This is a genomic window from Pseudomonas iridis (genome assembly GCF_017980685.1).
Taxonomy (GTDB): domain Bacteria; phylum Pseudomonadota; class Gammaproteobacteria; order Pseudomonadales; family Pseudomonadaceae; genus Aquipseudomonas; species Aquipseudomonas iridis.
On the sequence record NZ_JACXXO010000002.1, the window covers coordinates 111,612 to 124,467 of the forward strand.

Annotated in this window: 15 protein-coding genes; 5 read left to right on the forward strand and 10 right to left on the reverse strand. The window is 56.6% G+C overall.

Translation table 11 applies throughout. The features are described 5' to 3' along the window. Positions 1-40: 40 nt before the first annotated feature. Genes rimK through rimA form a run of 3 tightly spaced genes read right to left on the reverse strand, consistent with a single transcriptional unit; the run spans position 41 to position 2,218 of the window. On the reverse strand, positions 41-946 hold the full coding sequence (rimK, locus tag IEQ42_RS05390) for a 30S ribosomal protein S6--L-glutamate ligase (RefSeq protein WP_007952690.1): 906 nt from the start codon (positions 944-946) through the stop codon (positions 41-43). Next, entirely contained in the window at positions 943-1,422 is a 480-nt protein-coding gene (rimB, locus tag IEQ42_RS05395; RefSeq protein WP_228731945.1) for a retropepsin-like aspartic endopeptidase RimB, read from the reverse strand. The genes rimK and rimB overlap by 4 nt, the downstream gene beginning before the upstream one ends. A gap of 16 nt (positions 1,423-1,438) precedes the next feature. Next, a complete protein-coding gene (gene rimA, locus IEQ42_RS05400) occupies positions 1,439-2,218 on the reverse strand; it encodes a S6 modification regulatory phosphodiesterase RimA (RefSeq protein WP_210702811.1) in 780 nt (259 codons plus the stop codon). A 116-nt stretch (positions 2,219-2,334) separates the two neighbouring features. Here rimA and IEQ42_RS05405 point away from each other — a divergent pair, with 116 nt between their 5' ends. Beyond that, on the forward strand, positions 2,335-2,742 hold the full coding sequence (locus IEQ42_RS05405) for an RNA-binding S4 domain-containing protein (RefSeq protein ID WP_047299299.1): 408 nt from the start codon (positions 2,335-2,337) through the stop codon (positions 2,740-2,742). Positions 2,743-2,877: 135 nt separating this feature from the next. Here the strand turns inward: IEQ42_RS05405 and IEQ42_RS05410 are convergent, their stop codons facing one another. Then, positions 2,878-3,678: a phosphatase PAP2 family protein gene (locus IEQ42_RS05410; protein WP_210702812.1), complete on the reverse strand. Its 801-nt coding sequence runs from the start codon at positions 3,676-3,678 to the stop codon at positions 2,878-2,880. Between the two features lie 103 nt (positions 3,679-3,781). Here IEQ42_RS05410 and hslO point away from each other — a divergent pair, with 103 nt between their 5' ends. Together hslO and IEQ42_RS05420 are read left to right on the forward strand one after the other, a co-directional pair. Further along, positions 3,782-4,684, forward strand: a complete 903-nt coding sequence (gene hslO, locus IEQ42_RS05415; RefSeq protein WP_210702813.1) for an Hsp33 family molecular chaperone HslO — start codon at positions 3,782-3,784, stop codon at positions 4,682-4,684. A 181-nt stretch (positions 4,685-4,865) separates the two neighbouring features. Then, positions 4,866-6,407, forward strand: coding sequence for a phosphoenolpyruvate carboxykinase (locus IEQ42_RS05420; protein ID WP_047299301.1), 1,542 nt, complete (start codon positions 4,866-4,868; stop codon positions 6,405-6,407). Between the two features lie 119 nt (positions 6,408-6,526). Here IEQ42_RS05420 and IEQ42_RS05425 read toward each other — a convergent pair whose 3' ends face one another. From IEQ42_RS05425 to IEQ42_RS05450, 6 genes are all read right to left on the reverse strand, one after another. After that, the gene (locus IEQ42_RS05425; RefSeq protein WP_210702814.1) at positions 6,527-7,126 is read right to left on the reverse strand and encodes a Fic/DOC family protein; all 600 of its coding nucleotides are present in this window, start codon (positions 7,124-7,126) and stop codon (positions 6,527-6,529) included. Further along, positions 7,126-7,296 carry a YhfG family protein gene (locus IEQ42_RS05430; protein WP_007917944.1) on the reverse strand — a complete coding sequence of 57 codons (171 nt, stop codon included), beginning with the start codon at positions 7,294-7,296 and terminating at the stop codon, positions 7,126-7,128. The genes IEQ42_RS05425 and IEQ42_RS05430 overlap by 1 nt, the downstream gene beginning before the upstream one ends. Then, positions 7,293-7,514 (reverse strand): hypothetical protein, encoded by a 222-nt coding sequence (locus IEQ42_RS27615; protein ID WP_224788447.1) that lies wholly within the window; start codon positions 7,512-7,514, stop codon positions 7,293-7,295. Before IEQ42_RS27615 ends, IEQ42_RS05430 begins: the two co-directional genes overlap by 4 nt. 72 nt (positions 7,515-7,586) lie before the next feature. Then, positions 7,587-7,886 (reverse strand): hypothetical protein, encoded by a 300-nt coding sequence (locus IEQ42_RS05440; RefSeq protein WP_210702815.1) that lies wholly within the window; start codon positions 7,884-7,886, stop codon positions 7,587-7,589. Between the two features lie 362 nt (positions 7,887-8,248). Beyond that, positions 8,249-9,391 carry a hypothetical protein gene (locus tag IEQ42_RS05445; RefSeq protein WP_210702816.1) on the reverse strand — a complete coding sequence of 381 codons (1,143 nt, stop codon included), beginning with the start codon at positions 9,389-9,391 and terminating at the stop codon, positions 8,249-8,251. Positions 9,392-9,487: 96 nt separating this feature from the next. Beyond that, on the reverse strand, positions 9,488-9,775 hold the full coding sequence (locus tag IEQ42_RS05450; protein ID WP_210702817.1) for a hypothetical protein: 288 nt from the start codon (positions 9,773-9,775) through the stop codon (positions 9,488-9,490). A gap of 291 nt (positions 9,776-10,066) precedes the next feature. On the opposite strand from IEQ42_RS05450, the gene IEQ42_RS05455 reads away from it, so the two are divergent. Together IEQ42_RS05455 and IEQ42_RS05460 are read left to right on the forward strand one after the other, a co-directional pair. Beyond that, positions 10,067-10,570 carry a polysaccharide deacetylase gene (locus tag IEQ42_RS05455; RefSeq protein WP_210702818.1) on the forward strand — a complete coding sequence of 168 codons (504 nt, stop codon included), beginning with the start codon at positions 10,067-10,069 and terminating at the stop codon, positions 10,568-10,570. Positions 10,571-10,752: 182 nt separating this feature from the next. After that, on the forward strand, positions 10,753-12,687 hold the full coding sequence (locus IEQ42_RS05460) for a RecQ family ATP-dependent DNA helicase (RefSeq protein WP_210702819.1): 1,935 nt from the start codon (positions 10,753-10,755) through the stop codon (positions 12,685-12,687). Positions 12,688-12,856 lie beyond the last annotated feature (169 nt).

Sequence of the window (12,856 nt, forward strand, 5' to 3'; positions counted from 1 at the left end):
ACTTTACTTGTCGCTTGGGGCTTGCCGCTTGAAGCTGGCTTTAGCCTTTGCCTTTGGTGCGGGTCATATTCGGCCCGCCATTCTTCTCAAGATGCTCAATGATGATCCCCGCCACGTTCTTCCCGGTGGTGGTCTCGATCCCTTCCAGTCCCGGCGACGAATTCACTTCCATCACCAGTGGCCCATGATTGGATCGCAGAATATCCACGCCCGCCACCGACAGGCCCATGACCTTGGCCGCACGCAGCGCCGTCATGCGTTCTTCCGGGGTGATCTTGATCAGGCTGGCGCTGCCGCCGCGGTGCAGGTTGGAGCGGAATTCACCCGGTTTGGCCTGACGCTTCATTGCCGCGATTACCTTGTCGCCGACCACGAAGCAGCGGATGTCTGCACCGCCAGCCTCCTTGATGTATTCCTGAACCATGATGTTCTGCTTCAGGCCCATGAACGCCTCGATCACCGACTCGGCGGCGGTCGCGGTTTCGCACAACACCACGCCGATGCCCTGGGTGCCTTCCAGCACTTTGATCACCAGTGGTGCACCGTTGACCATGTCGATCAGGTCGGGAATATCGTCCGGCGAGTGAGCAAACCCGGTCACCGGCAAACCAATGCCACGACGCGACAGCAGTTGCAGCGAGCGCAATTTGTCCCGCGAACGGGCAATGGCCACCGACTCATTGAGCGGGAACACGCCCATCATTTCGAACTGACGCAACACCGCGCAGCCATAGAACGTCACCGACGCGCCGATCCGCGGGATCACCGCGTCGAAGCCTTCCAGCGGTTTGCCGCGATAGTGGATCTGCGGCTTGTGGCTGGCGATGTTCATGTAGGCGCGCAAGGTGTCGATCACTACCATTTCATGCCCGCGTTCAGTGCCGGCCTCAACCAGACGACGGGTGGAATACAGACGCGGGTTCCGCGACAGCACAGCGATCTTCATGCAACACCTGTGGAGGAGGTAGATACCGGGAACACCGGCTTGTCTTGTACATATTTGATGCCCGGATTGACCACCAACTGGCCATCAATCAGGGCTTTGGAGCCGAGTAACAGGCGATAGCGCATGGACTTGCGGCAGGCCAGGGTGAACTCGATTGGCCAGACCCGATCACCCAGGGCCAGGGTGGTGCTGATCACGTAGCGCTTCTGGGCATGGCCGTTGGAGCTCTTGATGGTCTTGCGTGTCACCAGTGGAGCTTCGCAACGCCGGTGACGCAACTGCACCACCGTGCCCAGATGCGCGGTAAAGCGCACCCATTTCTCGCCGTCACGTTCGAACGGTTCGATGTCGGTGGCATGCAGGCTGGAGGTACTGGCACCGGTGTCGATTTTTGCGCGCATGCCTGCAACGCCCAAATCCGGGAGCGCCACCCACTCGCGCAGGCCAACAACGGTCAAATGGTCAAATGTCTTCAATATAAAAAACCAACGATTAACGCGCCCAGGCGTCAGGTGGTATCTGAGCCAGGGCTTTGAATGCAGGCTTGGCGAACCAGTAACCCTGCATCAGAAATATTCCACAGTCCGCCAGGAAATCCCGTTCTCCGGCGCTCTCGATGCCTTCGGCAATGACTGTAACGTCCAACTCCGCACAGATTGTGACAATCCCCCGCACGATTGCCTGACGGACACGGTCTTGATCGACATCGCGGATCAACGCCATGTCGAGTTTGATCAGGTCCGGTTGGAAATCAGCCAGCAGATTGAGCCCCGAATAACCGGCACCGAAGTCGTCGATGGCGGTCTTGAAGCCGAATTCGCGGTATTCACGCAGAATATTGGTCAAATGGCGATAGTTATCTACGTGCTGGCTTTCCAGTGTTTCAAAAATCAGCCGGTCGACCGGGAAATTGTGTTTTTTTGCCGCCTCCAGGGTGCTGCGAATACATAACTCTGGACGATAGACAGCGTTGGGCATGAAGTTGATCGACAAGTGTGTCTGCATATTAAGATTGGCCGCGCCTTCGATGGCGCGCATCCGGCAGAGCTGGTCGAAACGGTAGCGGTTTTCTTCTGTAACCTGATCTAACACTGTCAATGCCCCTTCGCCGGCTACACCTCGGACCAGCGCTTCATGAGCGAAAACCGACTGGTCGCGCAGATCAACGATAGGTTGGTAGGCGAAGGCAAAATCGAAGTCCAGCGGCTCGCTTTGCTGGCAGCCCTGGCAACCCGTCTTGGGCGAGGTCAATGAAGACGGAAATTTAGTCACTCGATCACTCCTTGCCGCTGAAACAGTCAAGATCACAGTCTATCTGGAGGGCCGAGTTCTTGCGCCCGACAGAAACGGTAGTACAGTTCCGACTACTGGCTGAGCGAGGAATTCATATGGCACAAAAACAGGAAGAGGACGACAAGGTCCGTCTCGATAAATGGTTGTGGGCGGCGCGCTTTTATAAAACCCGTGCCTTGGCCAAAGCCGCCATCGAGAGTGGCAAGGTGCATTGTCGAGGTGAGCGCTGCAAGCCCGGCAAAGAGCCACGCGTCGGCGACGAGTTTGAGATACGTACCGGTTTCGAAGTGCGCATCGTGAGGGTCGAAGCCTTGTCGATCGTACGTCGTGGGGCCCCCGAGGCGCAGGCTTTGTACGCGGAAACCGACGCGAGTATTGCCAAGCGCGAAGCGGCCGCAGCAATGCGCAAGGCTGGCGCGTTGGGCATGAGCACCGACGGCAAACCGAGCAAGAAGCAGCGACGGGATCTGTTTAAATTTCGTGGGAACAGTAACGACGACTAAGGCTGATGTTTCAGTGTTGTCTGTGCCGACCTCATCGCCCACAGGCTGGCTCCCACAGTTTGAAATGCAATCCAACCGTGGGAGCCAGCCTACTGGCGACTCGAGTGCGCAGCACTCGCCGGGGGCGACGCGGTATCAGGCGCTACGCACAACGCTCATCCGCGAAACCAGCGGCAACTTGCCCAGCAGATTGAAAATCGGCGCCGTCACCTTCAACCAGAAATTCGCCGCGTGATACGCAAACGGCGTGTAGTAACCCCAGCCCAATGCCCACACCGCCAGCAACATCCCGCCGATGTAATCGTCCTGACCCCAATGCGCGCCAGCCACCAGTCGCGGCAGCATGAACAGCAGCGTCAGGCTCCAGATCGTCACGAACTGTCCGACCGTACGGCTGAACACACCCATGAACAGAGCCCAGATCAGCAACACCGACGCATGGTCACCGGGAAAGCTCTGGCTCGAGCGATCCTTCAGCTCCCAGGCCTTCTCCAAATGCGGGAAGTAGTCGCTGAGGTGCACCGCGCCTTCCAGCACCATCGACGGACTGCTGTGCTGCCAGCCCATGTAGTCGGCGAACTTGGAAAACAGCGCGCGAATCACCACCATCAACAGCAGGATCGAGAAAAAACCGAAAAACGCGCGACGCACGTCAATCGCCTTGAACACCCAGTCGCCCTTGATCAACAGCGTCAGCAGAATCAGTCCGACGACGATGTCGAACGGGCGCAGACTTGCAATTGCCCAGATGTGGAGCCATATCGGGTTGCTGGCCAGCGGTGCATTGAGCGAGCGAAACAGCCACTCGTCGAAAATCACACACAGCATGTTGCCCGTAGGCCATAACCAGAAAGCCAGCAACGCCAATGGCACGACGTTGCACAGAACCAGCCGGCCGAGGTTCCACCTTGATTGGAACAAACCCGGATTGTTCATAAAATGCCTCCCGTGGCTGAACGATCGCACCAAACAGGTGCAAAGAAGCGCGGCATTTTCATGTTTTGTAACCAATTTGTCATCAATTCAGATACCCAAACCTATGACCGATCTCCCGGATACCGATTACACCCAACGCTTCATCTTCGATGACAGCGATACTCGCGGCGAACTGGTAGCGCTTGAGCGCAGCTACGCCGCAGTCCTCGCCAAGCACCCGTACCCGGAACCGGTTGCGCAACTGCTGGGCGAATTGATGGCGGCGGCCTCGTTGCTGGTGGGCACCCTGAAGTTCGACGGTTTGCTGATTCTGCAGGCGCGTTCCGAGGGCCCGATCCCGATGTTGATGATCGAGTGCTCCAGCGATCGCGAGATTCGTGGTCTGGCGCGTTATCACGCCGATCAGGTCTCGGCGGATGCGACTCTCAGCGACTTGATGCCCAACGGCGTCCTGGCCCTGACCGTCGACCCGACCGTTGGCCAGCGCTATCAGGGCATCGTCGACCTCGATGGCGAAACCCTGTCCGATTGCTTCACCAACTATTTCGTCATGTCGCAGCAGGTTGGCACCCGCTTCAAGCTGTTCGCCGACGGTCGTCGTGCCCGTGGCATGTTGTTGCAACAACTGCCGGCCGATCGCCTGAAAGACGAAGAAGATCGCGCCGCCAGCTGGCAGCACATCACCGCGTTGGCCAGCACCCTGAGCGCCGATGAACTGTTGAGCCTGGACAACGAAACCGTGCTGCATCGCCTCTACCATGAAGAGCAAGTGCGCCTGTTCGATGTGCAACCTCTGCGCTTCCACTGCAGCTGCTCGCGGGAACGCTCAGGCAATGCGCTGGTCAGTCTGGGTCTGGAAGATGCGCAGGCGCTGGTGGCCGAGCAGGGCGGTACAGTCGAGATCGATTGCCAGTTCTGCAACGAGCGCTACCTGTTTGATGCGGCCGATATCGCTCAATTGTTCGCAGGTGCGGGCGTCGACACGCCGTCAGATACCCGGCACTAAAACGGTTCAGCGCAGGTAAATTCACTGCTCAACGACGGAATTACGCCGTTACGACGGGAGGGCCCTACTATTTTTGGGCTTTTCTGGCATAATCCGGCCCACTTTTTTCGCGGTAGTAGTGCACGACTTTCTACTACAAAACGTTTGGAGCACACTCGGCCACTGGCCGACGGGGAACCTCATGACGCAAGCCAATAACGCCGTGTACACCGATCTGAGTGTTGATGATCTGGTAAAAGAAGCCCTGAACCGCGGTGAAGGCGAGCTTGCCGATACCGGCGCTCTGGTTGTTCGCACCGGTCATCGCACCGGCCGTTCGCCAGTCGACCGTTTCATCGTTGAAGAGCCTTCCACTCAGGCCGCTATCGCCTGGGGCCCGATCAACCGCAAGTTCCCGGCCGACAAGTTCGATGCCTTGTGGGCTCGCGTAGAAGCCTTCAACAACGCGCAAGAGCACTTCGTTTCCCACGTGCATGTAGGCGCGGCTGAAGATCACTACCTGGCCGTGAAAATGACCACCCAGACTGCCTGGCAGAATCTGTTCGGTCGTTGCCTGTTCATCAACCCGGCCCAGTACAACCCGGCTGGCCGTGATGAGTGGCAAGTGCTCAACGTCGCTAATTTCGAGTGCGTGCCTGAGCGTGACGGCACCAACTCCGACGGTTGCGTGATCATCAACTTCGCACAGAAAAAAGTGCTGATCGCTGGCATGCGTTACGCCGGCGAGATGAAGAAAGCCATGTTCTCCGTGCAGAACTTCCTGCTGCCGGCCGCTGACGTGCTGCCAATGCACTGCGCTGCCAACATCGGCGAAGAAGGCGACGTGACCCTGTTCTTCGGTCTGTCCGGCACCGGCAAGACCACCCTGTCCGCCGACGAAAGCCGTTACCTGATCGGTGACGACGAACACGGCTGGGGCGAAGGCGTTGTCTTCAACATCGAAGGCGGTTGCTACGCCAAGTGCATCGACTTGTCCGAGAAGAACGAGCCGGTCATCTGGAAAGCCATCAAGCACGGCGCCGTCCTGGAAAACGTCGTCATTGACGACGCCAAGCACGCCGACTACGCCGATGTCAGCCTGACCCAGAACAGCCGCGCTGCGTACCCGCTGGAACACGTTGCCAAGCGTTCCGAGCACAACCTCGGTGGCGAGCCGAACGCTGTGATCTTCCTGACCTGCGACCTGACCGGCGTCCTGCCGCCAGTGTCGATCCTCAACGAAGAACAAGCGGCCTACCACTTCCTGTCTGGTTACACCGCTCTGGTGGGCTCGACTGAAATGGGTTCGGGCAGCGGCATCAAGTCGACTTTCTCCACCTGCTTCGGCGCACCGTTCTTCCCGCGCCCGGCCGGCGAATACGCAGAGCTGCTGATCAAGCGCATCCGCGGCTTCGGCTCCAAGGTCTACCTGGTCAACACCGGCTGGACCGGCGGTGGCTACGGCGTCGGCAAACGCTTCAACATCCCGACCACCCGCGCGGTGATCGCAGCGATCCAGAGCGGCGCCCTGATCGGCACCGAAACCGAACACCTGGACACCATCAACCTCGACGTGCCACTGGCCGTACCGGGCGTTGAAACCGGCCTGTTGAACCCACGCAACACCTGGGCTGACAAGGCTGCATACGACGAAGCCGCAAAAGCACTGGCCGGTCTGTTCATCGAGAACTTCAAGAAGTTCGAAGTGAGCGACGCGATCAAGGCTGCTGGGCCGAAGTTGTAAGACTTGGTTTGTAGTGAATGAAAAAGCCGCCCTTTAGGGGCGGCTTTTTTGTGGGCGAAAACAAGACTAACTGGCAATATTCCCGCAGAAAATGGCCTTAACTACCAGAATAATGCCACTTAAAGAGCCAGCTTTTCGCCAATGCAGCGGTCAAAGATCGCCACTAGCCTCCGATAATCACATGACACAGCATCAATGTTTGCTGGGACCCAAGCGTCATCTTTAACCAGCCACCAATCGACTGGGAAGCCTGCGTTAATAATGATTTGTTCGAATAATAGGCGTTGCGCTCGGCCATTACCTTCGCGAAAAGGATGGATGACATTCAAATCGCCATAAGCCTCAGCGATTTTCACCACAAGTTCTGGTTTGCCCATTCCCGCGAACCACGCGGAGCGCTCCATCACGCTAAAGATTTTTTGCGCTTCTGGAAGAATTCGCTCTGCAGTGCAGAAAAATGTTTGTCCCTTTTTGATGTTAACGGTACGCAACTGCCCGGCCCAATCGTAAACATCGCAAAAAAGAGTTTTATGGGCGTGCTGCAGGACACTTAAATCATAAGGAGGGGGGAGAAGACGAAATCGACTGATCGCGATTTCCGAGAGCTCTCGCTCTGCTTTTTGCAGTTCTTCTTCAGAGTGGATGTCGAGCAAGTTACGCAGAACATCACTATGAGGGTAGCAATAGGGGTCTTGTCCGACCCCATATTTGTCCGTCATTAACGTGCAGTCTGACGATATTTTTCAATGACCGATTCCCTTGATGGAAGCGGTTTCTCTGCATCGGCACGGCTGGTATCAAAACCTTCCAGACGTAAGCTCGCCAGATAGTTTGACCGGCGAACCTTGTCGTAATAAGCCTGCTTCTGCTGGAACGTCAATTCGCTCATTTCATAGGCCTCTTGGTGCAGGACTCCAGTGTAGCGCAATCGTGTGGAGTGATAGATCGGGATTTTCGATCCTTAAAGCGAGGCTGTTCATCGAGAGTCTGTTGGTTTTTTTGAATCATTTTACCAGCCTTGGATATACGCGATGGTGCACATTCACCACGCAGAATTTCGTCCATTTCTCGCACGCTTTCCATCAGCTCATCAAAGAATTTGCTCATGGTTGCTCCCATGGTTGATTACCGTTTTTTTGATCGCTCTTACAGAGTACATAAGAGCGATACGACTCAATTTCAGGCTGGAGCCTTCCAGTTGAGCATCTGCTGCTGCGCGACTTGCAGCAGGTCACAGCCATCCTGCGTCAGCAGATAGAGGGCGTGGGTGATGTGGGGGATGTCTTCGACGTCGGCTTGTTTGAAGCTGAGGCAGTAGAGGGTTTTTAGCAGGTCGGCGGAGGCGCGCAGGCGCTGGACCGCGCATTCGAGGATGTCTTGCGGGTTGGCGTTTGTGTCGATGATCAGGGGCTTGGTGTCGGTGAGGTTGGATTCGAGTGGGCGGTAGCGATCGGTAGTGAATTGATTCCAAGTTGTCATTTTTTAATCCTCAATTGCTTCGAAAGAAGCCACCGCATCGTGACCAAGCGACAGGAGGCGACTGTGTTCGGGTTGGTCAACCGGTGAGGATCGTGCACATACCCGGCACACCCGAGGGTGTCCCAAACACAGTCACCATAAACTGCAGGCAAGTGAGTGCCGGCAGCATACAGCGCGTGCGTATACACGATCCAATCGGGTGACCAAGCCCGAGCCGCTGATTTGGCAGCGACAGTCACAACTATAGATTTGACTTACCAAGCCGCGATAGGCGGCAAGGGAGTCTGGGTTTGTAGGAATGGGACGAATACCAGATAGGCCATTGCTGTAGGTTTTTTCGTCCGTTCACGCGCCCACGGCCTTCAGCCAATAACCCGATACGCCGTCACATCCAGCACACTGGTCGTCAGCCCTGTCGCCGGGTTGCAGATCGGGCCTTTCACCGCCGAGAACGGCACGCCTTTGCTGCCCAGAGACACGTAGCGTTCGCCTTTATCCAGCTCGGTGAAGTAGGTGTAGGAGATGTTGTGCATCCGTTTGTACCGAGCTTCATCGCGAACAATGTTATTGGTGAGGTTTTGCAGGTCGGTCTGGGTCAGGTTGAGGGTTTTGTTCAGTTGTACGCCCCAGCGCTTGAGACAGGTTTCGGCGTAGTGACGGACGACGCGGCCAGGTTCCACCAGGGTTTTCAGGTCGCTTGCGCTGGCAGGCACGCCACCGTCGGCGGTGGCGTTGCCCGCCATGGTCGCGTGGCGTCCGGCCATGGGGTAGACGCTGGTTTTGGTGCCGGTGGCGGTTTGCGGGATTACGCAACTGAAGCCTTTGGAGCGTTCATCGCGGGCGTAGAAGGCGACGTACTCTTTGACGTTGCTACCAAGTTTGACCCGCTCTTCCTGGAAGTTACCGATGCCCGGTACGGGGTCCAGCGCAAAGATATTCACTGGAATGTTTTTCAGTTGGCTGTCCCTTAACATCGCGTTGGCTAACATGTGGCAACTTATACCGCCTCGGCTCCAACCCACCAGATTGACGCGGGTGGGAATAATTCCATCTTTGCGGAAAGTCCTGATAATCCCTTCCTGTAACTTCTGTTGCGTAATGCTACGGTTGCCGTAGTTGTACTTTCGCCACATCCACGAGCCTTCGACTTTGACATCGTCAATGGGAATGCCAGCGGCTTTGAGACGGTTGTATTCGACTTCGGTCAGTTGCTCGCGTTGCCAGTCACATTTGCCCTTGATGATATTCATAGCGTGCTTCACGTTTTCTTCCCAACCCTTGCCGAACAACGTGCCGCTGAGGCCGTATTCCCTGGTTTTGGTGAACAGGTCATCGGCTTGCAGGTTACCGCTGCCGGGGCCGTCGACGACAATCCATTCGGCAAACTCGCGACCGGAATGGTTTGCAGCGAGTGTGGAAATCAGTTCGCCGTTCCAGAAGTTTTCATGGGTGACATCAAACTTGTTGGAGCCGGTGCCGCAAAAGAAAATAGTTAATACAGTCATGCTTGTTGCTCTTGTTTAGTGGAAGAGCAATTAACGTAGTGCGAATTTTTTGAATGGTATATGTGTTGGTTGTTTCCAGATTTTTTGTTTTTGGTTTTAATTGTTGTGTGTGGCTTTGAATTTTGCGACTTCCAGCAGTTCACAGCCGTCTTGGGTCAATAAATAAAGCGCGTTGATGATGTTTGGAATGTCTTTGACGTCTGCTTGTTGAAAGCACATGCAGTAAAGAGTTTCCAGCAGATTATTGGCGGCGCATAGGCGTTGTTGAGCGGCATCCAGCAAGTCTTCGTGGCAGGCGTTTGTATCGATGACCAGTACCGGATTGTCGCTGTAGCTGGATTTCAAACGGCGGTAGCGGGGGCTGGGCGGGTGCAGTGAGTTCATGGAAGAGGGCTGTCCTTTGATAAGTCGCACGGCGCGATTCAGATGCGCCGGCCACTATAGGAGGGCGCTGCGCGCAGGAACAAGACCGCCGGAATGGACAGCGTTCGTAGGGGTTTTTCCTGGGTTCGGGTATTTGCCCTACGCATTTTCATGGGGCTATTCGGGCAAAACCCTTAGATGGGAAATTTCCTACAGGTTTGTCAGGCGTTTCGCGGTAAACCGCTGTATCGTGCGCGCCAGAATCTGTGCGACGTTTCCAAACGTCCGATACACGCTTAAAGGGAATTAGGTATGCAGTGGCTACGAATGGCCTCGATCGTATTGCTGTGGACCAGTGGTTGTCGTTTGGCAATGTCCGCCGACGTTGGCAATCCGCTGGTACTCGATCATTTGAATCGCACCGGATGGCCGGACGCACTCACCAGCCAAGCGAATGTCGACACGGCGTCGCGCGCCGAGGTGTTGATGTTCGGCAAAGCCTTGCTCGCCAGCGAAGCGCTGGACGAGTCGGGTTTGAAGCAGAAGCTGGGTGTGCCGAAAGTGCAGTTGAAGTCGATCAGACAACTGCGTGATGGTTTGTGGGATCACTTGCTGAGCACTTATCGCAACGCCAGTCGGGACTGTGCTGAACAACCGTTTTGTCCACAGGTACGCAGTGTTGCCGATCTGCGTCAATTGGCGGCAGCGTTCACCGGCGACATCAGCCCGGCTCATGCGTTATGGGCGAGCAAGAGCCTGGGTGTGCACGAGCAGATGTTGGATGAGCAACTGCGTGTGGCAGTGTTGCGGCCATGAACGTTTAGACATTGTGTAGTCAGTGCCGGCCTCTTCGCGGGCAAGCCCGCTCCCACAGGGGCCGTGGCGTTCAGGTGAATCGCTGTATCATTCCGTATCGATTTGGCCCCCGACCTTTTCTCGACTCGCTGCGATCGCCCGCTAGGCTGTTGGCATGGCAGCAGTCAAAGGAGTGACAGCGAATGCACAACACCCTGGAACAGGTTTTTGGTTATCCACAGTTCCGACCCGGACAAGAGGCCGCGATCAGCGCGGTCCTCGCCGGACGCTCGGCAGCGGCGATTTTTCCCACAGGTTCCGGCAAGTCCCTTTGCTATCAATTGTCGGCACTGATGCTGCCGAATCTGACGCTGGTGGTCTCGCCGCTGCTGGCGTTGATGCAGGATCAATTGGCGTTCCTGCAACGCCATGGCATTGCGGCGGGCAGTATTGATTCGGCGCAAAGCCGCGATGATGCCAATGACGTGATGGCCCGTGCCCGATCAGGTGAATTGAAGATCCTGATGATCTCCGTGGAGCGGCTGAAAAACGAACGCTTCCGCAACTTTTTGCAGCAGGTGCCGATCTCGCTGCTGGTCGTGGATGAGGCGCATTGCATTTCCGAGTGGGGGCACAATTTCCGCCCGGACTACCTCAAGCTGCCGGACTACCAACGGCAGTTCAACATCCCGCAAACCTTGCTGCTGACTGCCACGGCAACGCCGAAAGTCATCACCGACATGCAGGCTAAATTTGCCATCGCCGCCGAAGACGTGGTGACCACCGGATTCTATCGGCCCAACCTCAATCTGCTGGTGGAACCGGTGCGCGGCCAGGACAAGCGTCGGCGTCTGGTGGAGTGGATGGCTGAGCGTCCGGGTCAGCCGAGTATTGTCTACGTCACCTTGCAGAAAACCGCCGAACACATTGCCGAGCACCTGGAGCGTAATGGTATTCAGGCCGAGGCTTACCACGCCGGTTTACCCCACGATAAGCGCGAGGCGATCCAGAAACGCTTCATGGCCGGGCAGTCCAATTGCATCGTCGCGACCATCGCTTTCGGCATGGGCATCGACAAGAGCGACATTCGCAATGTGGTGCACTTCGACCTGCCCAAATCCATCGAAAACTACAGCCAGGAAATAGGCCGCGCGGGGCGTGACGGGCAGCCGTCGGATTGTCTGGTGCTGGCCAATCGCGACAGCCTCAACGTGCTGGAAAACTTCGTTTACGGAGATACGCCGGAACGCGACGGCATTCGCTTTGTACTCGACGAACTGAAGGCCTCGGCACCGGAAGGGCAATGGGAGTTTCTGCTCGGACCTTTGGCGGATCAGAGCAATATCCGCTCGCTGCCGCTGAAAACATTGCTGGTGCAACTGGAACTGCGCGGTTTGATCGCGCCGCGTTACGCCTACTACGCCGAATACCGTTTCAAATACCTGCTGGAACCCGAAGCGCTGCTTGAACGGTTTGAAGGCGAGCGCAGGGATTTCGTCGCCGCGATCGTTCATACCTCGGCGCGTGCGCGCACCTGGGCTACGGTGAATTTCGAGGCGATGTATTCGCAGTATTCCGCCGAGCGCAATCGAGTGGTGAAGGCGCTGGATTACTTTCAGGAAAAGGGCTGGGTCGAGCTGGAAAGCAAGCAGATGACCGAGGTCTACAGCCTGCTCAACAGCGACTTTGACAGCGATGCCGTGAGCGCTGAACTGCACGATTATTTCGCCCGGCATGAGCAGGCCGAAGTCGCGCGGATTCACGCCATGCTTGAGGTGTTCGCCACTGAGCGCTGCCTGGGTTATCGCCTGGCCGAGTATTTCGGCGACCACAATGCGCCAGAGCGCTGTGGGCATTGTTCGGTGTGTCACGGCCAGGTCGCGCGGTTGCCGGCACCACCGGAGTTACCAGCGCTTGTGGATAAAAACTTTGCGGCGTTGTGTGGCGATTTTATCCACAGGCATGAGCAGCACACCGGGATGATTCCGACGGCGGAGCGACTGACGCGATTTTTGTGCGGGATCAGCGTGCCGCTGTTTACCAGGCTCAAGGCGCGCGCTATTCCCGGTTTTGCGGCATTGGAAGAGTATCCCTATGCCGAAGTCCGCAGCTGGGCTGACGATCATTTGCTCGGTTGAGCAAGAGCCCTTGTGGGAGGGAGCCTGCTCGCGAAAGCGGTACATCAGGCAACACTATTTTGAATGTGATGACTTTTTCGCGAGCAGGCTCGCTCCCACAAAAGCAGGGCTGCATCCATCCGCTGAATGTCGATCATCACGGTAATAAACTTCAAAAAGCGTCGTTGGC

Bases quoted from the DNA above. Each gene is read 5' to 3' on its own strand.
- IEQ42_RS27615 (WP_224788447.1), bottom strand. From the start codon at position 7,514: ATGAGCAAATTCTTTGATGAGCTGATGGAAAGCGTGCGAGAAATGGAC.
- IEQ42_RS05445 (WP_210702816.1), bottom strand. From the start codon at position 9,391: ATGACTGTATTAACTATTTTCTTTTGCGGCACCGGCTCCAACAAGTTT.
- IEQ42_RS05460 (WP_210702819.1), top strand. From the start codon at position 10,753: ATGCACAACACCCTGGAACAGGTTTTTGGTTATCCACAGTTCCGACCC.
- IEQ42_RS05430 (WP_007917944.1), bottom strand. From the start codon at position 7,296: ATGAGCGAATTGACGTTCCAGCAGAAGCAGGCTTATTACGACAAGGTT.
- rimK (WP_007952690.1), bottom strand. From the start codon at position 946: ATGAAGATCGCTGTGCTGTCGCGGAACCCGCGTCTGTATTCCACCCGT.
- IEQ42_RS05450 (WP_210702817.1), bottom strand. From the start codon at position 9,775: ATGAACTCACTGCACCCGCCCAGCCCCCGCTACCGCCGTTTGAAATCC.
- IEQ42_RS05455 (WP_210702818.1), top strand. From the start codon at position 10,067: ATGCAGTGGCTACGAATGGCCTCGATCGTATTGCTGTGGACCAGTGGT.
- IEQ42_RS05425 (WP_210702814.1), bottom strand. From the start codon at position 7,126: ATGACGGACAAATATGGGGTCGGACAAGACCCCTATTGCTACCCTCAT.
- IEQ42_RS05410 (WP_210702812.1), bottom strand. From the start codon at position 3,678: ATGAACAATCCGGGTTTGTTCCAATCAAGGTGGAACCTCGGCCGGCTG.
- hslO (WP_210702813.1), top strand. From the start codon at position 3,782: ATGACCGATCTCCCGGATACCGATTACACCCAACGCTTCATCTTCGAT.
- IEQ42_RS05420 (WP_047299301.1), top strand. From the start codon at position 4,866: ATGACGCAAGCCAATAACGCCGTGTACACCGATCTGAGTGTTGATGAT.
- IEQ42_RS05405 (WP_047299299.1), top strand. From the start codon at position 2,335: ATGGCACAAAAACAGGAAGAGGACGACAAGGTCCGTCTCGATAAATGG.
- IEQ42_RS05440 (WP_210702815.1), bottom strand. From the start codon at position 7,886: ATGACAACTTGGAATCAATTCACTACCGATCGCTACCGCCCACTCGAA.